Consider the following 20,165-nt stretch of genomic DNA (forward strand, 5'->3'; position numbering starts at 1 on the left):
TGCTATACTTTTGATAATTGTGGAAGTTGATCAAATAACCCTGTATATACAATAGTCATGTCAATTTCTTTGTTTCCGTATGTCGAAGCATCATGGAAAAAATTATCTGTTGGAGCTACGTAAAACTGATAAGGTTTTATTTCCATTTTAATTACTGGGTAGTCCGGGAAATATTTAAAGAAATATTGAGTGATGTTGTTAGGGGATAATTCCGTTTTTTTAACATCAATTTTTTGACTTAATAAGTTGTATGCTTGAATTAAGGTAAGGTTGGTAAATAGTAAGGTTCGCGATTCATTACTGAGGTTTATAGATATTCTATTGCCAGATTTATACGCGGTATGTACCTTAAAAGGTCTACTTTGATCTATGTGTAAACCGATATAAATAAAGGCATCATCAATATAGTGGCATGTAATGGTTTCTCTATTTGGCATTGCTCGCGTAATGCGATGAAATTTGTAATCTTTGGTTGAAGAAGAGTTTTCTAAGAAGAAATGGAGCTCTTCATTTATTTTTTTAACAAGTTCCTTGTTCTTTTCAAAAGCAGGATATACTTCATCTGGATGCTTACAGTTTTCTAAACCAAGAGATGTAAATAGCTTTTTTAAATTGTGAGGTATTTCACCAATGTATAGGCTTTTACTGTAATTAGAAAATTGTGTGGTGTTATTTACCAACAGTTTTGTTTCTTCTTTTGAAAGAGATCTCCAATCGTGTTTTGGAATATAAGAATTAGCATCATATTGAATTCCGTTACGAGTCTCTGCTGTATGCACCCCAGAGCTATTTACTTGTAATTGGTTTTGAATATTAGGTATGCCTCCGAAAATATCTATGCCTTTTACTAACTTCATACCTCCACTTCTTTTTTAAATGAGTATAATTTTTTCTGTACTTCGTTATTTATTTTTAAGACATTACTGGTGTTGAAATCACTGATAATGTTTTCATAAGTCAAGGTTTCAATATTTAACTGATCCAGAGTTTCTTGAGGTAGCGAGTCTATAATATCGTTTTGAATAAAAGAAATCAATCGAACCATATCTTTACAATACATAGTTGGATTATTAAAGCCATTTTCAAAAGAATATCGATGTCCTAAAAACCCTCCACCACAAATATCATATACAGGACAATTCAGGCATTGTTCACATACGTTATCATGGGCTTTATAATAAATTTGAAAAGTTTCATTTTCAAATAAATCTTCAATGGTATTTGTATGAATGTTAATTTCATTTCTAGTAATGCCTTCAAAACAAGCTCTTAAAGAATCTACAACTTCAATGCTACCATCGGTTTCTAATACGATAACACCATTGGTTTGTTTTCCTATGAGTTGATTTCCTATGCCTTCAACTCCCACAACCATTTTCACAAGGGATTCGAAGAAATAAATTCCTGGTCGGTCCTTATCATCCTTCCATATTTTATATAATTCTATGAACCAATCAGCGTATGGAGTATAGTTGATGTCGTTTGCTTTTTCTGTATTGAGCCCTAACGGAGCTTGGTCATAATGACCATCTGGGAGTAATAGGTTTACTCTTTCCACTCCTAAATTTTTAACCTCATGGTAAAGTTCCTGTACAGGAATGTTAATATTAACTACTAACAGAAGTCCCATAAGGTTGTAATTTTTTCCGAGTTCTATGGCTTTAGCTACTTTAGTGTAAGAGCCTTTTCCATTATGAAAAACTCGATATTCATCATGATATTTTTTAGGTCCGTCAATACTAATACCCACAGAAATATCATTTTTTTGTAATAAAGTATACCATTTTTCATCTAGGGTTACTCCGTTTGTTTGTACTGTGAAATTGAATTCTAAATTGGGAGCTGTATTTTTAAAAATGGAAACACAACTTTCAAAATAATCAGGTTTTAAAAGGAGGGGTTCTCCTCCATGAAACACAATTTGAACGTATTTAATATCTGCCTTTTCACAATAGTTTTTTAGCTTTTCTGCAAACTCAGTTATCGTGTCTAAAGACATAAATTTTGGTTGATTTAAATACGTTGAATCACCCATATTGTACATGTAGCAGTAGGAGCAATTTAAGTTGCATCTACTGGCAATTTTTAAAACAAAAGAAGATACTTTATACATAGATTTAGTTTTTGTTAGGAAAACTAGATAACCTTTGTAAAAAAGATTATCTAGTGAACATTTTAATATTAACTCATAATATTAAAGTGCTGCTTGTAAGAAAGTATCATGCTTGTCGTAAGCAGAAACTCTTTCATTTTGTAGGCTGATTGCAACTACAGCACACGATCCTGGACCTCTTTTACCAAAGATGGCTTTGTAAAGGTCTAACTTGTCGTCATTAAAATCTTGTAAAGTTTTAGTTAAAACTTCTTTTTCCTTCAAATTTGAAGCGATTTTTGATTTTTTTTCCATGGTTGAAAAAATTTAAAAGTTATAAAATAATGCCATCAGTTAGGACATGGCAATTGCCCTTCATTTTGGTGTAAATGAAACTCTTTTATATGTTTGTTATAGTCGCCTTTGAATATCACTATTTCCTGTACTTCTATAACGTTGGTTTTTTACTGTTGTCTTTCCAAATGCATAGCGTATTGCAAGAGCTACACTTTGAGTGTCATGATAATTAGTGTCATTTATTTTGATGCCACCTACATTGATATTGTATCGGTCTTTGTTACTTCTAAAAATGTCTCTAGCTGATAATGAGATATTAAAGTTTCCTATGTTTTTTCTGAGTGCTAGCTCTGTTTCTAAACGATTTCCAATCTCTGTATTTACAATGGTAACCGGAAAGGTGTTTTTTGTATAAATAGTTAAAGAGAGTCCTTTCTCTTTAGAAATCATTATCATTTGATTCAATGCCAAATTGAATAAAAGTGTTTTACTATTGATAGATACGTTGTTGTTTGCGTAGCTTCCCGTTGTTTGAATATGTCCAAGAAGAGAAGAAGAGTTAATTCGCCACCAAGGTTTTACTCTTGCAGAGAGTGCAGTACTTACGAAATAGGCATATTTGTTTCCGTAATTTGTTTTTCTATTAACAATAATGTCTTCTTCTGAATTAAACGGAAGCGCATAAAATTCATCAAGAGTTTGGCTAGCTCCAATTTGGGAAGTAAGTCTTACTTTACCAATACTTCTAGTATAGCTAAGTTCTTGACGATAATATCTTGAAGGATTTAAAAATGGGTTTCCTTCAAAATAAGTTTTATCGGTTGTATATTCTCTAAAAGGGTTTACATCCCAAAAACTCGGACGTGTAATTCTGCTTGAAATTGATAATACGTAGCTGTTCTTTTTGTTTGGAGCAAATTTTAAAAACGCCGTTGGGAAGAAGTTTACATAATTTCTATCTACTACTTGATTGTTTTCAAGATATCCTTTAGCAACAGTGTTTTCTATTCTACTACCTATTTGATAAGACCAAGTCTTATTAATTTTGTGATTTATGAGCGCGTAAAAAGCATGGATATTTTCATCATATTGAAATAAATTACTTCTCTGTAGGTCATTTTCCCAACCTAATAAATCGGCCGTTCTGTTTTCAAATTTCAAATCGTTATGATTTTCAGAAAAAGAAAATTTTACTCCTGTTTCGAAAGTGAGTTTTTTATTGATAGGAAGTGTAAAATCTATTTTTATGGTTTTATTCGTTACTTTTTGAAGTGTTGTATTTCGAAACCAATCTCTGGTATATAAAACTGTAGCAGGAGTAACATTTGAAAGTAAGTTAGTCTTACTTACACTGAAATTGTCTGAAGTAAATTTTAGATAGTCTGCATCAACAGATAGGCGTTCTCCATTCTTGCCTAATTTTCCTACATAATTCAGATTGACGGAATAATTATGATTTTTCTGAGTATCGTCATTTGTGGTAATTGCTAAAGAATCGGTTGCTATATAAGTATCTAAACTATGAGCATTTCTATCTTGCTCTTCATCAGATCCTGAATACTCAAGAAACACACCCAGAATATGATTTTTGTTAATATTATAATCTATTCCAATGTTTGTTCCAGAGTACAAAGTTTTCATACTGTTTTCTCTATCAATAAACCTGGTTTGAATACTAGAAGGGTCTAGATGATGGTAGAAAATATCTTTTTCGAAAGAAGTGTTTCGTTCTCTATTGCTTACATAGGAAGTAGAGTAGAGGTTCCAATTAGATTTTCTGTAATTTAAATATACACTTCCTGCTTCAGAAAACACCCTAGTTTTACGAGCACTGAGACTGGCATTTCCAAGAAGCCCTTCTTCTTTGTTTTTCTTTGTAATAATATTTAATATTCCCGCTCCTCCTTCTGCTTCAAATCTACTAGAGGGTGTTGTAATAACTTCTATGGCTTCTAAATTGTCTGCAGGAAGACTCTTTAAATAGTTCATTAAAGCAACTCCAGAAAGTCTTTTTTTTCTGTTGTTTATATATACAATAACTCCCTGTGTTCCTGCAATTTCTATATTACCTCCTTCAGAAGTAGAAACAAATGGGGTTCTGTTAATTGTTTCCCATACGCTACTTCCTATTATTAAATCAGAATTAGCAATGTTAAAACGAAGTCTGTCTGTTTTTCTTTCAATAATACTTTTGTTCGCATTGATTTCAACTGTTGCTAATTTGGTGTTCTCTTTAAATTGAAAGTTGAAAGTTTTATTGCTAGATAGCTTTATAGAAACAATTGAATCATTAAAAGCTACATGATAAAAACTTAATGAGTAGTTGCCTTTTTTTAGACGATCTATTTTATAGTGACCTAAACTATCGGTTAATAGGTTTTTTATTAAAAGACTATCTTTTTTAAGACTTATAAATACGTCGGAAAGTGGATTGTTATATGTATCGGTAACCTTTCCTTTTAAGGTGTATTGAGCAAAGGCTGTTTCACAAAAAAGAACGATTAAAATAAAAGCAAAGATTACTCTTTTCATGCAATTTTTGATATCAAAATTTAAAACGATTAATACTGTTTTAGGTTTTGAATCCGACCAAAAGAAAATCTTGATTTTTACACTATTTACAATAAAAGATACATCAAGTGTTTTACTTGTGTAGTGTATTGTATGATAGTATAGTGAAAAGCATTTTTTTGGGGGACTCAAACAAAAAAATAATTTACTATAACTTATTCTTTTCGGTACTAACTTACAATAAAATTACTATACTTCCTAAGAGATAAAAACAATTGATATAAATTTTACTCTTTAGTGTAGTCGAAAGAACTTCTTTACAAAGAAATGTATGAAAAAGTTAAGGTAGAATTTTTTGTACTTTGTTTTGTAATTCTGGAATAACTTCTTGTTCGAACCATGGGTTTTTTGTTAGCCAAAATCTATTTCTGGGAGAAGGATGCGGTAGTACAAAGTACTTGGGTAAGTATAAAGGGTAATTGTTAACGGTTTCAGTCAATGTTCTTTTGGCTCGGTCCTTTAAATAATAGTTTTGTGCATACATTCCGATTAATAAAACCAGCTCAACATTTTTTAATTCGTTAAAAAGTTTGGCGTGCCATTCAGGAGCACATTCTTTTCTAGGGGGTAAATCACCACTCTTTCCTTTTCCTGGATAGCAAAACCCCATAGGGATAATTCCAAACAGTTCCGTGTTGTAAAATTGTTCGTTGGTTACATTAAGCCATTTTCTTAACTGTTTTCCGCTTGCATCATCCCATGGTATTCCCGAGGCATGAACTTTTGTTCCTGGCGCCTGACCAATAATGATAATTTTAGAATTAGGGCTTGCATATACAACAGGTCTAGGTGCTATGTGTTCTAAACAAATTGTACAGGAACGAATATCAGCGAGTAATTTTTCCATGGAATTAAAGTACAAAAAAAGCATCGCCTAAACGATGCTTTTTTTAAATGTATATAAACGATACTTATTTAAATAGTCTAAATATATCATTACCATTAGCAAATAGTAATAGCGCCAATAATAACACAAATCCGGTAACTTGTGCATATTCTAAAAACTTATCGCTAGGCTTTTTACCTGTAATCATTTCCCATAAAGTAAACATAACATGTCCACCATCTAAAGCAGGAATAGGTAATAAGTTCATAAAACCTAACATTATTGATAAAAACGCCGTAATATTCCAGAAAGTTTCCCAGCTAAATTCTGAAGGGAAGATACTTCCAATAGAAATAAATCCTCCAAGTCCTTTATAAGCACCAGTACTTGGATTAAAGATTTTTTTCATTTGTTTTATGTAGCTCGTCAAGGTAGTCCATGCTTTATTTGTACCAGCAGGAATCGCTTCTCCAAAAGAATATGATTTTTCTGCTAATTGGTAGTATCCTAATTTTTCCAAATCTTTTAATGATACAGCTCCCCAACGTACACCAAGATTACCATGGTTTGATACTTTAGCAGGTATTTCTACATCTTGGTTTTGTCTTTTTAAAGTAAGTGTAACGTCTTGTCCCTTTAATGTTTGTAGCATAGGCTTGGCCTGATCGTAATAAGAGATTTGTTGTCCGTTAATTGCCACTACAATATCTTTTGGCTGTATGTTCGCGTTCGCGTTAATAGAGTCTTTTTCAACTGCCGCAATAATAAAAGGATATCTAGGTGTAATAAAAGCCCCAGCATCTTTACCTCTATCTACTAATTGAGAGATGAAATCATTAGGAATCTCTTTAGTAAGAGTTTCTCCGTTTCTTTCTATTGTGTAACTATTACCATTGATGAACTCTAAAGGTAATTCTCTAAATTTTTCAATTTTATTACCATCAATAGTTAGTATTTTATCACCTGTTTGTAATCCTAAATCTTTTCCAAGTTGGTCTTGTACCCAAACTCCATCTTTTAAACTTTCGTTTGGTAAAAACTTTTCACCATAAGCCCACATTAAACAGATGTAGATTAAAATACCTAGCACGAAATTTACAAATACTCCACCTAACATAATAATTAAACGTTGCCATGCCGGTTTAGATCTAAATTCCCAAGGTTTAGGTTCTTCTTTCATTTGCTCAGTATCCATGCTTTCATCAATCATACCAGCAATTTTCACATATCCTCCTAGAGGAATCCATCCAATACCATAAACAGTTTCACCTATTTTCTTTTTGAATAAAGAAAACTTGTAGTCAAAGAATAAATAGAACTTTTCTACTTTGGTTTTAAAGAGCTTAGCGGGAATAAAATGTCCTAATTCGTGTAGCACAATTAATAGCGATAAACTTAAGATGAATTGTGATGCTTTTATTAATATCTCCATATGGGTACTTTATGTCTGAGTTTTAAAATCTGACAAATGTACGTTTTTCAAAAGAGTTCTAAAAGTTTGAAGTTTAGTTAGGCGATTGATTTAACAAACTTTTTAAGAAATGAGCCGTATTCCCCTGTTTTTTAGTCGTATTTTTGTGTAAAATTTGAAAGAAGTGGATTTAAAATTCTTTAAAAAATCTAAAAGTACAATAATCTTTTTGTTAGTATTTACAGCAGTTGGTATTCCTGTGTTTTATCATTTAGTTAAAGCAGATACTAAACTACCAATATATAATCCTGCAGATATCAACCCCAAATTAGTTGATGCTTCTGTTAGAAATAAAACAAAGAACCATACTATTGGAGACTTTTCTTTAATAAATCAAAACGGAGAAACTGTTACGAATGCCGATTATGATGGGAAGATTTATGTTGCTGACTTCTTTTTTACCCGTTGTCAAACCATTTGTATTTTAATGGCTTATAATATGACTGAGCTTCAAGAGCATTATAAAAATGACGATGAGGTTATGTTTTTATCGCATTCTGTAACTCCTGTAATGGATAGTGTTCCGCAATTACGTAAATATGCCAATGAGAAAGGAGTTATTGATGGTAAATGGAATGTTACTACTGGAGACAAAAAGCATATTTATAACTTAGCGCGTAAGCATTACTTTGCTACCTTAGATGAAGGTGATGGAGGAGCAAATGATTGGGTACATACGGAGAATTTTGTTTTAATAGATAAAGACCGCCGTATTCGTGGTGTTTATGATGGAACTAAGAAAGAAAATATGCAGAAAATAATTGACGATATTACCTTGCTAAAAGAAGAATACGCAAAATAATTATTTCAGTTTATTTCCGTCGCTATCAAAATTCTTATTCAATTCTTGCTCGGTTTTAATCACTGAAACCGCTAATGATAAAATCATAATTGCCATTGGTTGCCACGTAATTTCTTTACCAAAGTATGCTAAGGCCAAAGAAGCAACTAATGAAATTGCTGAATAAACTAAAAATTGCTTGATAAAAAAGCTGTTTGCAAATTTCCAAATAGTTTCGTTACTCATCGTTTTATTAGTACGATACCCGTAAATAGAATTTATCTTTTTTGGAGGGAAAAAATAAAAAATTAAGCTGAACAAAAAAAGAACACCGTTCACAGAAAGTACGTAATAAATAGACTCCATAATTAGTTTTTAATGGATGCTAAGATACCGCTTAAAATTTGATTGACATCTGCATTTTTACTTAAACTCATGCGTACAACAACCAAGTCGTGCTCTGGAAAAATGAATACATTTTGTCCCTTGTAGCCATTAAAAGAAAACATGTTTTTAGGAACATCTGGGTATTTCCCTCCAGTGTTTAACCAAATTTGAGCACCATAACCACCATCTACAGAATTACTTGACCCCGGAGTTGGTGTAGTTGCATAGTCAACCCAATCTTTATCAAATAAATGTTCTCCATTCCATGCTCCCTTGTTTAAATACAAAAGGCCAAATTTAGCCCAATCTCTTGGTGTTGCCCAAGCATAAGAAGATCCCACATAATTTCCACTCATATCGGTTTCAATAAGCATTGAGTTCATTCCTATTTTGTCGATTAAGGAAGTATACCAAAAATCTAAATATTCTTGATGTGTATTAAACTGTTTGCGTAAAATTCCAGAAAGTAAATTTGTGGTTCCTGAAGAGTAATTCCAAGTTTCATTAGGCTTCCCAATCAGAGGTTTATCAATTTGACTTTTGGTCATGTCTTTTTCTAAGAAGAGCATCTTGGTTACATCTGAAATGGTGTTGTAATCTTCTTCCCATTCCAAACCAGAATTCATTTGTAATAAGTTATGAATGGTAATGTTTTTTCTTTCGTCGTTACTCCATTCTTTGATAGGAGCTTTATCATGAACATTAATTTTTCCTTGGCATTGTAAAATTCCATATAACGTACTGGTAATACTTTTGGTCATAGACCAACCAAGAAGTTTTGAATCTTTATCTAAGCTGTCAGCGTATCTTTCTGCAATGATTTGGTTTTTATATACAACAACTGCGGCTCTAGTTTTGTTTTTCTCATTAAATAGCGTGTCCATTACAGTATTTAATTTCTTGTAATCAACATTGCTAAAAACAGTGTCTTTTTGTGGTGCATTTCCATAAGGAAAAGGTGTTGTATTATCAGGAACGGCTCTTTGAGGTACTAAAAATTTTTGATTGACATCGAAATCAGAAGAAACCAAAACAGCTCCTAAACCTTCTCTGTAAACAGCCTTTCTTGTTAAAAGTCCATATACAGAACCTGTAGCATATTTTTCTGATGCATTAATTTCGTCAGAGGTTAAATTAATAGGAGAGAAGTTATTGTCGTTATGATCGGTATAACTCAAACTTCTACCTGCTAAAAAAACAGAAGAGGCAGTGTTTTTTGCAGAGTATCCTGCAAGGATGTTTAATTTTGGATAATTGTATGAAAAAGCAATTATAATAACAACTACAAGTAGTACTAAAAATCTTTTTAAAAGCTTCATGGAGGATTTTTTGAGCAAATGTAAGAAAATCAGAATACTACTGTGTAAAAACTCTATTAAATAAATTAGGAATATGTAATGGATGATTGTTGGTTTGAGATACAAGCCCTACCTTTGTTGTAAATTTTATGAATGTATGTTTGATATAAAAAAGATTCGTGCAGATTTTCCAATTTTAAATAGAAAAGTTCACGGAAAACCTTTGGTATATCTTGATAATGGTGCTACCTCTCAAACACCGCAAGTGGTTATAGACGCTATTGTAGATTATTATACAAACTACAATGCAAATATTCATAGAGGAGTACATACGTTAAGTCAAGAAGCAACTGATAAATATGAAGAAGCTCGAATTAAGATTCAAAAACATTTTAATGCAAAGCATCCCTATGAAATTATTTTAACCTCTGGTACTACACATAGTATTAATATTGTAGCATCTGGATTTGCTGCAATTTTAAAAGAAGGTGATGAAATTATAGTATCGGCTTTAGAGCATCATTCTAATATTGTTCCATGGCAAATGCTATGTGAGAAAACAGGTGCTGTATTAAAGGTAATACCAATAAATGAAGATGGATCTTTACAAATGGGAGTGTACCATGAGCTATTGAATAATAAAACAAAACTAGTTTTTTGTAACCATGTGTCAAATGCTTTGGGAGTGATAAACCCAATAGAAGAATTGATACATGCAGCTCATAAATTTGGCGCTTATGTGTTAATTGATGGAGCACAAGCATGCCCTCACGTAAAACCAGATGTTCAAGAGTTGGATGTTGATTTCTATGTAGCTTCAGCGCATAAAATGTGTGGGCCTACGGGAGTTGGGTTATTGTATGGTAAAGAAGAACTGTTAAATATGTTACCTCCGTACCAGGGTGGAGGAGAAATGATAGAAACAGTAACCTTTGAAAAAACAACATACGCAGGATTGCCACATAAGTTTGAAGCTGGTACGCCGAATATTTGTGGAGGTATTGCCTTTGGAGTGGCGGTAGACTATATGAATGAAATAGGTTTTGAAGCTATTGCTACTCAAGAAGACAAATTGTTGCAATATGCAACAGAAGAATTAGAGAAAATAGAAGGATTGAAGATTTATGGTACTTCAAATAAAACTTCAGTAATCTCATTTAATTTAGAAGGAATTCACCCCTATGATGTTGGAGCAATTTTAGATAAACTTGGTATAGCGGTTAGAACAGGACACCATTGCGCACAGCCAATTATGGATTTTTTCTGTATTCCAGGTACAATAAGAGCATCGTTTACTTTTTATAATACCTTAGAAGAGGTAGATGAACTAGTAAAAGCGGTAAAAAGAGCACAGATGATGCTGTCGTAAACAATTTATAAACTCTATTTTCAAGTAGCCTTTCTAAAGCGTTTTTTAGAAAGGCTATTTTGTTTTTAATATGATGGGTTTTAATGAGTGAAATTGATATTTTTTCAAAAGTTTTTGTTAAAATTTGACGTTTTTTTGATGTTTTTGTTAAATTTTTACAAAGTTGATTTAGGGTGAAATGCTAGCTCGCCTACTGTTTTTATTGAGGAAATTGGAATTTGTTAAAAAATTTTTGTCAACACAAAAAAGTTATATATTGCAAATCGTTAAAAAAACCCTTCAAAAATTATCAATATGATAATTCTTTAACTATTACTCAACTAAAAAGTTAAGCTGGTGTTTTTTTTGCAAAAATTATTACTGCCTACGGTAAGGTGGTTAAGTATTAACTATATTTTAATTTTTACAACATGAAAAGAATTTTTTTAACACTAGCTGTTGCAGCTGGAGTTTTGGTAGGTTGCCAAGAAAACTCAAAAGACAATGATGCTATTGACGTGCAAGAAGTCGCTATCGACATGAGCGATTTTTCGGTAAGTTATGAGGAATCAGACAAGAGTAGAGGAAACTCACAATGTCAGTCAATGCAAGTTTTAAATAGGCAAATCAAAGAAAATCCAGGGTTATACAAAAAGATGTATGACGTAGAATACGCTACTCGTAAATTTATTGCTGCCAAGAAAGGTGGTAATGGAAATGGAAATGGTGGTGGAAACACTGGCGGTGGAGGTACCGGCGGTGGTGGTGGAACTACTGATAACTTAGGTGTTATTAATATTCCAGTTTATGTGCATGTGGTGTACAGCAACTCTCAACAAAATATTAGTGATGCTCAAATCGCATCTCAAATGAGAGTTTTAAATGATGACTTTAGAAAGCAAAATTCTGACGCTAATAATACTCCAGCTGAATTTGCAGGAGTTGCAGCTGATTCTGAGATTACATTTACGTTAGCAGGTACTTTCAGACACGCAAACTCAACTTCTTCATGGGGAACAAACAATGCTGTAAAGCAAGCGTATCCACCAGTAACTCCAGAAACTCACTTAAACATTTGGGTTGCTAATATTGGAGGAGGAATTTTAGGATATGCACAATTCCCAGGAGGTTCTTTAGCTACTGATGGTGTAGTATGTGCACCTCAATACTTTGGAACTACAGGATATGTAGAGGCTCCATTTAACGGTGGTCGTACAATGACTCACGAAGTTGGACACTACTTAAACTTACGTCACATTTGGGGAGACGGAAGATGTCGTCAAGATGATTTCGTAGCAGATACTCCTTCTTCTGATGCGCCTAACTACGGATGTCCTTCTTATCCTACAGTAAACTGTCGTTCAAACGATATGACAATGAACTATATGGACTACACAAATGATGCTTGTATGTCTATGTTCTCAGAAGGTCAAAAATCTAGAATGAGAGCTATCTTCCAACCAGGAGGAGCTAGAGCTTCTATGCTTAACTAATAAATTATTATTATAGATATAGAAAAAGAGCTGTCTTTAGTGCAGCTCTTTTTTCCTTTTACTAAGTAAGTTAGTGAATATGTTTTTAGATAAAAACAAACGACCAAGCATTTGCTTGGTCGTTTAATGTTAGTTGTGTTGTATGTTGTTTATTGTCTAGTCCATCCAGCTCCCCAAGTAGCATAGTCAGTACCAGTAGCACTTGCATTCTCAGTTAAGAAATCAGCAGTTGGAAAAGCTACTCCTGTATCGTTTTTAACGTTTGTAGTTACATCTTCAAACTTTACGTCCGTTGCTTTTAAATCTCCTGAAGTAACTCCAGCTCCTGTTGGGTTATCTGTAGCATCTCCATCTAAATCAAATCCTTCTGCGAATCCATCAAGTAAAACATTTGTAAAGATTCCTTGAGTACCAGCTCTTAAACGGATAGCTTCGTTTCCAGTTCCAGATCCTAATCCAACAATAGTTAAGTTAGTTACTGTTGGCTTAGAGAAATACTTAGGGCTTGATAAGTTTCCTATATCAGTATTGTACCCATCAGCTTCAATTCCTTTATCATGGTCAGTCCCGTGCTTTACATAAGCATCTGTAATTGTACCAGTATATCCTTCAGTCCAGTCGATAGAATCATCTTGAGCGTTTACAACAGATACATTGCTTACGTTTACTGTTCCACCAAAGAACTCAACTCCGTCATCCTTCCCTTCAAACATTTGGATGTATTCAATAGTTGTTAAGTTACCAACACCGTAGAAAGAAAATCCATTGTTCTCAGATTGACCATCAGCTTTACCTCCAGAATATTCAACACGTACATAACGTAAAATTCCTGAGTTATCGTTCGCAACATTTCCACCGTATGGTAAACTTGCAATTTCTGAAGTAGAAGTAGCAGTACCACCAGCAACAGAGTTAATAGGAGCTTTACCTAATAAGATTAATCCTCCCCAGTCTCCAGCGTTTGGAGTTGTTGCAGCAGAAGTAAAGATAATTGGTTGAGAAGAAGTTCCTTCAGCCATAATCTTAGCTCCTTGAGCAATTGCTAAATAAACATCAGCACCTGTTGCAGCAGCTTTAATAGTAGTTCCTGCTGGGATAGTTAATGTTGTACCGTTCTCAAAAATAGTTGGACCAGTAATTGTGTAACATTTAGTAGGGTCTAAAGATAAATCAGAAGTATAATTTCCTTTTAACTCTACTTCGCAAGGTGTAGGGTTAGTTCCACCTCCGTTATTGTTATTAGTAACGCTGTTGTCAGTAATAATGATATCAGCAGTATCATTGTCTCCACAAGAAGTGAAAATCGACGCAGCTATAGCTAATCCTAATAATAAATTATTTTTCATTGTTTTAAAGTTTATGTTCTATGTTTGTTAATTAAAATTTGTATTTCAGTCCTAATCCTAAGTTTGTACCTCTTTTATATTTTGATAAGGTTACATCTCCAATAGAAGTATTTTCTCTTACTCTTTCTATAGATGGATCTAATAAGTTTCTTGCATTTAAATTGATTTCCCATTTTTCTCCAATTTTATTCTTCCAAATAAAATCTAAAGTTGGTACTCCTTTTTCAATTACATTTCCTAATTGTCCAGCTCCTAAAGCATCTATTCTATCTGAGAAATAAGAGAATACTAATGAAGCAATTGGTTTATAGTTTTTATAATGGGTTGGACTATAGTTAATATTTGCATTGATTAAGAATGGAGATGCTCCTTGTAATTCATCACTATCTCTGTTAAAAGAAGTAGTAAATTGCGATTGTCCTCCTGAGATATTTCTAATCAAATCTTGCTCTGTATGCATGTAGGTGAAGTTGAATCCAGCAGAAAGTTGCGTTTCTTCATCTTCGTTTTGGATTAAATTTTTACGAGCTTCTAGTTCTACACCAATAACAGTTGCCTTGTTACTAGTTCTGAAATAACGTTGGTTACCCGCAGCACTACTTTCTGCAACTAAGTTGATAGGGTCATTAATTTGTTTTCCAAATACACCAATCGATAATAACTCATCTCTTGAAACAAACCATTCATATTTTAAATCTAAATTGAAGATTCTAGAAAATGATGGGTCGTCTAATAAGTTAGGGTTACCAGCAACTCTTTGTCCAATTCCTTCGTAGATAAATGGAGCTACCTCTTTAAATTCTGGAACAGACACAGTGTTGCTAAACGTAAAACGTAAATTTTGATCCTCTTTAAGAGCGTACTTAATGTTTAAGTTTGGTAAGAAGAATGTTTCCGATACACTTCTAGATCCAGGATCGCTTGGGTTAATGTTAATTACGTTGTAATCTACTTGTTGATTAAAAGACTCTATTCTAACCCCTGGTACAACAGTCCATTGCTCACCAAATTTAATTTCAGCAGAAGCGTAACCAGCATGTATTCTTAATTCACCATTATAAGTATTTTCATTGATTCCAGGCACACTTACAATATTAGTTCCTGTGTAGCTAGGAATAGTTCTGAATACATCTAATCTGAATATTTTTCCCGTTTGATTTCTAAAGATCTGTGCATTATCAATATTGAAAATAGCATCTAAATTGTTTACATCAGTAATTTCAAATCTACTATCTAAGATGTCGTATCCGTAACGAATGTTTTCAAAACTTCTTTCTTTAATTCTTCCGTTATAACCAAAGTTTAAGGTAAGATTTTCAGAAGTTTGGTAAGCCAAATTAATTCTACTGTTTAACTCTTCGTCAATAATCTTTTGGAAATAACGTTGGTTGTCAAAAGAGTTGTTCGTAAAGAATACAGGGTTCGTGTTAGGGTCGTTATCTAAAGCTAGATGGAAATTTTCCATACTAATTCTTTTTCTATCTGGTTCATGAGCGAATACGTTGTTGTATCCAACTCCCCAAGTAAGTTTGAACTTATTGTCTTCAAACTTGTGCTCACCTGTTAATTGATTTACAAAAACTAAATCTTGATTGTACTGAACATTCATTTGATAAAAACCTTGATCAGTATCAATTAAAGCGTCTCTGTTTTTACCTAAACCTTTATATCCGTAATATCCAACTTGATCACTAGAGCTATTTAAGAATAATGAAGTATACTTCAATTTGTTGTTGCTGTTAATACGATATAAAGCACTTAACATAGCAGTAGTTGAAGTTGAGTACTCGTACTCTTGTGAGTTAGGAAATTGTTTTTTAAATACGTTCGTATAATCTACTAATGGCCCTTCTCTATATTCGAAATCTCTGCTAAAAGAAGCAGTTCCGAATAAGCTTAATCGTGATCCATCTTTAAAATCAAAAGATTTTCCAGCATTGATTCCAATTGAGTTATTGATAGGGCTTCCTGCGTTTACTGGATCTACACCATGTGATAAAACGATAGCATAAGGATTGTTTCTGAAGCGATTGTAGTATCCGAAGTTTCCAGTTCCTTCGCTTTTCTTGAAATCTTCACCCATAGCTCTAGTGTTAGCTCCAGACCCTAAGTTTATCTCTACAAATCCGTTTCCTTTATATTCTTTAGATGAAACATCAATATTACCAGCGGCAAAATCCCCATAGAAAGTAGAAGAGTATGCTTTACTGATAGATACATTTTGAATGATATCAGAAGGGAATAAGTTTAGGTCGATGTTTTTCTTTGCAACATCGTTAGATGGTAATGAAAGTCCGTTCATTGTAGTATTTAGGTATCTATCACCTAATCCACGTACATATACATTACTTGAACCTTCTTGTTTAGAAACACCAGAGATTTTGGAAACGGCACCAGCAGCATCAGAAATACCTTTGTTAGATAATTCTTCAGCTCCAATACTTTCTTTGATAACGACTGCTTTCTTTTGTTCTAGTAATAAAGCGCTTGCTTTATCCTTACTTGTAGAAGCTTTAATCTCTACCTCGTCTAAAGCAACTCCCTCGCTAGCTCCTAAAACCTGATCTACTACTAAAGTTTCATTTGCTTTAACTATGATTTGTTTTTCAATAGTTTGGTAACCTACAAAGCTGAAAACAATTGTTTGGTTTCCTTCTGGTGCTGAAAGGGTATATTTACCATCAATATCAGTGGTCCCTCCAATAGTTGTTCCTTTTATAAAAACATTAGCGAAAGGTAATGGTTCGTTATTCAACTCTTTGTCGGTAACCGTCCCCGCTACGGTTCCTTTGCTTTGTGAAAAGACGAAGCTTGTAAAGCAAAAAAGAGTTATAAATAATATTTTTTTCATTAGAATAATTTGAGTTCTGTTTAATTCGAGGCAAAATTCAAATTACTGTGTAAAGCTAATGTTAGAGATAAATTATACTTGTATTATTAGAATGTTTACTTAATGTTAAGTAGTGTCTTTTTTGTTTCTTTAATGTTAAGTGATAGGACGTATTTCTCTTAATTTTAGGAGTTAGAAAATGCTGTATGCCTTGATATTACTAGGTTTTTAGATGAGTGTAATTGTCGAAATTTCGTGTTAATTTATTGTTTGTGAGTGTGATTGCTTGTAAGTACATATTTGTATTTTATAAGGATGTTACAATGAATGTTGTGGTTTTTAAATTAGAAAGAAGTTAAGCTAGGGTTGTTTGTTTAAAAAGTAAGTTTTTACTAGAAGTAGGCTAAATAGCTTGTAAAAAACAAACCTCTGTACCGAAGTACAGAGGTGTTTATTTTTTTAAAATTTTTAATATTTTTTTGGTAGATAAATATTCAAAGTGACGTTGGGTTACTTTAAAAGTTTTATCCAAAATTACTGTTGCTGGTAATGAGAAGGGTCTATTCTTTCTGGAAGCTAATAGTAACGGAATTTGATGAATTGGATTTCGGTTTTTACCAACTTGATCATTGGTGTAAGCTCTTCCTTCAAATTCGATAGGTTTTTTGGTTTCAGAATCCATTTTAACGGCATAATACTCTGAATTTAAAACGGCGATTACTTCGGGATTCTTAAAAGCAACCCTATTCATTTTTTTACAGTAGGTACACCAATCGGCAAAAAATGAAATGAATACTTTTTTGGGTTTTACAGCTAAGGAGTCATCCAGTTGTTCAAAAGAAATCCAGTTGACTTTTTGTTGTCCGGTTGCAGTAAAAGTAAAGTAACCAAAGATTAAGAAGAATACTATGTTATATTTACTAGGTTTCATTTAGTGAAATTTACCAAACTTTATGCCAATAAAAAATGTTCTTGGAGCATTTGGTCCGTAAATATAGTCAGAATCTCTAGTTGCACCAGTGTCAAAATCATCCTGATATGCATTGAACATATTTTTTACCCCTGCAGAAATAGTTGTCATAAAATTATCACTGAAGTCAAGGTGCGATTCTAATTTTAGATTTAAATCAAAGAAATTACCTACTTCATTTAGTTTTAAGAACCCTGTGTCACTTATTACTCTAGGAACAGTCATTTCTCCTGTGTAGGTTCCTGTAAGATCTATATTGAATTTTTCACTTGGAATCCAAGAGGTATTTATGTATCCATAAAAATTCGGGTTTCTTACAAATTCGTCAACAATAATATCCGACTCTCCAGGAGTTCCATCTGTTTCAAATAAAACTTGTGGTTCATCGTACTTTGATGCTTGCAAAGTACCTCCTAATTGAAATTGCCATTTTGGATTTGGAGAAATTCCAAATTCAAAATTAGCTCCATAAACTTTAGCTCCAGAACCATTTCTTACTTCTTCAACAATAGAACCATTCGCTAATGTTGAGCCTGTACTTACTAAAGTGAAAGGATCTTCTAGTGTGGTATAGAACCCTTCTAGTAAAAAGTCTAATTGTAGTAAGTTAATGTTTTTAGAATAGTTTAAAGAACCTGTAAAGGCATTCGAAAATTCTGTTTTTAAATTTTCAGAAAGAATAACAAATTGAGGTTCACCACCGACACTAGAGATGTGAACATCTTCATTAAATGCTTGTGGAGCTCTAAAACCTCTTGCGTAACCACCTCGAAATTTCAAGGCGTCTGTAAATTGATAAGAAACCGTTAATCTTGGAGATAAAGTTGTTTGACTCACGTTTACGTTTCTAGCAATAGCTCCAACGGTATAACTTCCATCCACGTTTACATTGTCTAAACGAGCGCCAAACAATGCTGTAAATTTTTCAGAGGGTTTCCATTCATATTGTCCGTAAACACCAAATGATTTTACTGATTGATCTACCAGGCGATTGTAACCGGCAATTTCATCTTCAGTTGAAGTGAAATTGTATTCAGTACCAACAGTTAAAACATCTTTGTTTTTAAAAGATTTAGTGTATTGTAAACCATTTACCCAAGCCAAATCTTTAGTTGTTCCAAAAGCATTATTAGCCAAAATACTATCCTGTGCTGTTCTTCCACCACCAAGTCCGCCATAATAACTACCACGATCTGTGTAAGATGCTGAGGTGTAAATTTGGAATTTGCTCGAATCATCTTTGCTGTACACTTCATAATCTGCACCACCAATAAAAGTATCGTGATCTAATTCTTCAGTAATATCTGTGAATTGAGGGGCAAGATTTAATTTATCTCCACCACGTCTGTGTTCTTTTATAGAATTTAAGTTTACGGATATTCTGCTTTTTTCAGTTGGTTTTATAAAAGCCTTTGCGCCTACAGTAGTATTTTTCAATTCTACTAGTTCAGTAAAACCATCACCATTAGCGTCAAAACTTTGACGGTTTCTGTTCATTCCAAACAACGAAATTCCGCTATTCAAATCATCAGCAACTACAGAAGTGTTAAATGTTAATGTTCTATCAAGTTTTTTACCATCAATAAAGGCAAAGTTAGAACCTATTTCCCAAGTATTTAAAACAGGGTCTTTTGTAATTACGTTTACAGTTCCTGCAATAGCACTTGAACCATATAAAGCCGACCCTCCACTACGAACTACTTCAATACGTTCAATAATATTAGTAGGGATTTGTTCTAAGCCATATACTCCAATTAATGAGGTGAAAACAGGTCTACTGTTTAATAAAACTTGGGTATATCCTCCATCCAATCCATTTAAACGGACCTGAGTAAATCCACAATTTTGACAGTTGGTTTCAACACGAACTCCAGGAGCGTAATTCAACCCATCTGCCATAGAAGCAGATTGTGTAGCGGTTAACAATCGTGGCTTTATGGTTGATACTACCACAGGAGTTTTTTTACGTTCTACTCTACTTCTAGTGGCGCTAATTACAACTTCGTCTAAACCTAATACATCTTCAAATAATTCAAAGTTTAGGTTGATTTGTTCATTAGATGTAGCAGTAACTTCTTTAGAAATCTTTCTGAATCCTTGTGAACTTACTTCAATCATAATTTTACCAGAAGGAACATTTAATTTATAAGATCCATCTTCGTTTGTGGTTACTCCCTGAGTTCCGTCTTTTACATAAACAGAAGCGAATGGAATTGGTTTGCTATTAGAGGTAACTTTTCCTGAAATGGTTTGACTAAAACCAGTATAAATTATTTGTGAAAATAAAAATATGAAAAGCGCGATTGGTGTTCTCATTATAAATTAAATTTTATGCAAATATATCTTTAACGCAACTAAGTTGCAATAATAAATTACATATTGTTTTTTTATTTGTTTTCTGCAAAGGTAAATAAATTTTTAGTCTTGCCTAAAAATTTATTTATATAAAACAAAT

The 20,165-nt window shown here is 33.0% G+C and carries 15 protein-coding genes; 3 read left to right on the plus strand and 12 right to left on the minus strand.

Translation table 11 applies throughout. The features are described 5' to 3' along the window. Window positions 1–2 precede the first annotated feature (2 nt). The 6 genes from ABNT22_RS02185 to rseP all read right to left on the minus strand — a co-directional run bounded on the left by ABNT22_RS02185 (window position 3) and on the right by rseP (window position 7,218). Window positions 3–857, minus strand: coding sequence for a hypothetical protein (locus ABNT22_RS02185; RefSeq protein ID WP_348716011.1), 855 nt, complete (start codon window positions 855–857; stop codon window positions 3–5). Further along, window positions 854–2,113, minus strand: a complete 1,260-nt coding sequence (locus ABNT22_RS02190) for a radical SAM protein (protein ID WP_348716014.1) — start codon at window positions 2,111–2,113, stop codon at window positions 854–856. The genes ABNT22_RS02185 and ABNT22_RS02190 overlap by 4 nt, the downstream gene beginning before the upstream one ends. Window positions 2,114–2,194: 81 nt before the next feature. Further along, a complete protein-coding gene (locus ABNT22_RS02195) occupies window positions 2,195–2,407 on the minus strand; it encodes a hypothetical protein (protein ID WP_348716017.1) in 213 nt (70 codons plus the stop codon). Between the two features lie 96 nt (window positions 2,408–2,503). Then, window positions 2,504–4,921 (minus strand): outer membrane beta-barrel family protein, encoded by a 2,418-nt coding sequence (locus tag ABNT22_RS02200; protein ID WP_348716020.1) that lies wholly within the window; start codon window positions 4,919–4,921, stop codon window positions 2,504–2,506. Between the two features lie 319 nt (window positions 4,922–5,240). Next, entirely contained in the window at window positions 5,241–5,807 is a 567-nt protein-coding gene (locus tag ABNT22_RS02205) for a uracil-DNA glycosylase family protein (protein ID WP_348716023.1), read from the minus strand. A 64-nt stretch (window positions 5,808–5,871) separates the two neighbouring features. Continuing rightward, a complete protein-coding gene (rseP, locus tag ABNT22_RS02210) occupies window positions 5,872–7,218 on the minus strand; it encodes an RIP metalloprotease RseP (RefSeq protein WP_348716025.1) in 1,347 nt (448 codons plus the stop codon). A gap of 163 nt (window positions 7,219–7,381) precedes the next feature. Here rseP and ABNT22_RS02215 point away from each other — a divergent pair, with 163 nt between their 5' ends. Further along, entirely contained in the window at window positions 7,382–8,059 is a 678-nt protein-coding gene (locus tag ABNT22_RS02215) for an SCO family protein (protein WP_348716028.1), read from the plus strand. Here the strand turns inward: ABNT22_RS02215 and ABNT22_RS02220 are convergent, their stop codons facing one another. Both ABNT22_RS02220 and ABNT22_RS02225 read right to left on the minus strand, forming a co-directional pair. After that, window positions 8,060–8,404, minus strand: a complete 345-nt coding sequence (locus ABNT22_RS02220; protein ID WP_348716030.1) for an SdpI family protein — start codon at window positions 8,402–8,404, stop codon at window positions 8,060–8,062. A gap of 2 nt (window positions 8,405–8,406) precedes the next feature. Continuing rightward, on the minus strand, window positions 8,407–9,744 hold the full coding sequence (locus tag ABNT22_RS02225; protein WP_348716033.1) for a serine hydrolase: 1,338 nt from the start codon (window positions 9,742–9,744) through the stop codon (window positions 8,407–8,409). Window positions 9,745–9,880: 136 nt separating this feature from the next. Between ABNT22_RS02225 and ABNT22_RS02230 the strand changes: the two genes are divergently transcribed. After that, on the plus strand, window positions 9,881–11,092 hold the full coding sequence (locus ABNT22_RS02230; RefSeq protein ID WP_348716035.1) for a cysteine desulfurase: 1,212 nt from the start codon (window positions 9,881–9,883) through the stop codon (window positions 11,090–11,092). Window positions 11,093–11,502: 410 nt separating this feature from the next. Beyond that, complete coding sequence (locus ABNT22_RS02235; RefSeq protein WP_348716037.1) at window positions 11,503–12,564, plus strand: zinc metalloprotease; 1,062 nt, start codon at window positions 11,503–11,505, stop codon at window positions 12,562–12,564. A 149-nt stretch (window positions 12,565–12,713) separates the two neighbouring features. Here the strand turns inward: ABNT22_RS02235 and ABNT22_RS02240 are convergent, their stop codons facing one another. The 4 genes from ABNT22_RS02240 to ABNT22_RS02255 all read right to left on the minus strand — a co-directional run bounded on the left by ABNT22_RS02240 (window position 12,714) and on the right by ABNT22_RS02255 (window position 20,026). Then, window positions 12,714–13,910, minus strand: a complete 1,197-nt coding sequence (locus tag ABNT22_RS02240; protein WP_348716040.1) for a multidrug transporter — start codon at window positions 13,908–13,910, stop codon at window positions 12,714–12,716. A 31-nt stretch (window positions 13,911–13,941) separates the two neighbouring features. Next, window positions 13,942–16,761: a TonB-dependent receptor gene (locus ABNT22_RS02245; RefSeq protein WP_348716043.1), complete on the minus strand. Its 2,820-nt coding sequence runs from the start codon at window positions 16,759–16,761 to the stop codon at window positions 13,942–13,944. Between the two features lie 430 nt (window positions 16,762–17,191). After that, complete coding sequence (locus tag ABNT22_RS02250; protein ID WP_348716045.1) at window positions 17,192–17,671, minus strand: thioredoxin family protein; 480 nt, start codon at window positions 17,669–17,671, stop codon at window positions 17,192–17,194. Next, entirely contained in the window at window positions 17,672–20,026 is a 2,355-nt protein-coding gene (locus ABNT22_RS02255) for a TonB-dependent receptor (RefSeq protein WP_348716048.1), read from the minus strand. Between the last annotated feature and the right edge of the window lie 139 nt (window positions 20,027–20,165).

It is taken from the genome of Tenacibaculum sp. 190130A14a (genome assembly GCF_964048965.1).
Classification (GTDB): domain Bacteria; phylum Bacteroidota; class Bacteroidia; order Flavobacteriales; family Flavobacteriaceae; genus Polaribacter; species Polaribacter polynesiense.

Excerpts from the sequence above, each read along its gene's own strand:
- ABNT22_RS02185 (WP_348716011.1), bottom strand. The coding sequence starts at position 857 with ATGAAGTTAGTAAAAGGCATAGATATTTTCGGAGGCATACCTAATATT.
- ABNT22_RS02190 (WP_348716014.1), bottom strand. The coding sequence starts at position 2,113 with ATGTATAAAGTATCTTCTTTTGTTTTAAAAATTGCCAGTAGATGCAAC.
- ABNT22_RS02195 (WP_348716017.1), bottom strand. The coding sequence starts at position 2,407 with ATGGAAAAAAAATCAAAAATCGCTTCAAATTTGAAGGAAAAAGAAGTT.
- ABNT22_RS02200 (WP_348716020.1), bottom strand. The coding sequence starts at position 4,921 with ATGAAAAGAGTAATCTTTGCTTTTATTTTAATCGTTCTTTTTTGTGAA.
- ABNT22_RS02205 (WP_348716023.1), bottom strand. The coding sequence starts at position 5,807 with ATGGAAAAATTACTCGCTGATATTCGTTCCTGTACAATTTGTTTAGAA.
- rseP (WP_348716025.1), bottom strand. The coding sequence starts at position 7,218 with ATGGAGATATTAATAAAAGCATCACAATTCATCTTAAGTTTATCGCTA.
- ABNT22_RS02220 (WP_348716030.1), bottom strand. The coding sequence starts at position 8,404 with ATGGAGTCTATTTATTACGTACTTTCTGTGAACGGTGTTCTTTTTTTG.
- ABNT22_RS02225 (WP_348716033.1), bottom strand. The coding sequence starts at position 9,744 with ATGAAGCTTTTAAAAAGATTTTTAGTACTACTTGTAGTTGTTATTATA.
- ABNT22_RS02230 (WP_348716035.1), top strand. The coding sequence starts at position 9,881 with ATGTTTGATATAAAAAAGATTCGTGCAGATTTTCCAATTTTAAATAGA.
- ABNT22_RS02235 (WP_348716037.1), top strand. The coding sequence starts at position 11,503 with ATGAAAAGAATTTTTTTAACACTAGCTGTTGCAGCTGGAGTTTTGGTA.
- ABNT22_RS02240 (WP_348716040.1), bottom strand. The coding sequence starts at position 13,910 with ATGAAAAATAATTTATTATTAGGATTAGCTATAGCTGCGTCGATTTTC.
- ABNT22_RS02245 (WP_348716043.1), bottom strand. The coding sequence starts at position 16,761 with ATGAAAAAAATATTATTTATAACTCTTTTTTGCTTTACAAGCTTCGTC.
- ABNT22_RS02250 (WP_348716045.1), bottom strand. The coding sequence starts at position 17,671 with ATGAAACCTAGTAAATATAACATAGTATTCTTCTTAATCTTTGGTTAC.
- ABNT22_RS02255 (WP_348716048.1), bottom strand. The coding sequence starts at position 20,026 with ATGAGAACACCAATCGCGCTTTTCATATTTTTATTTTCACAAATAATT.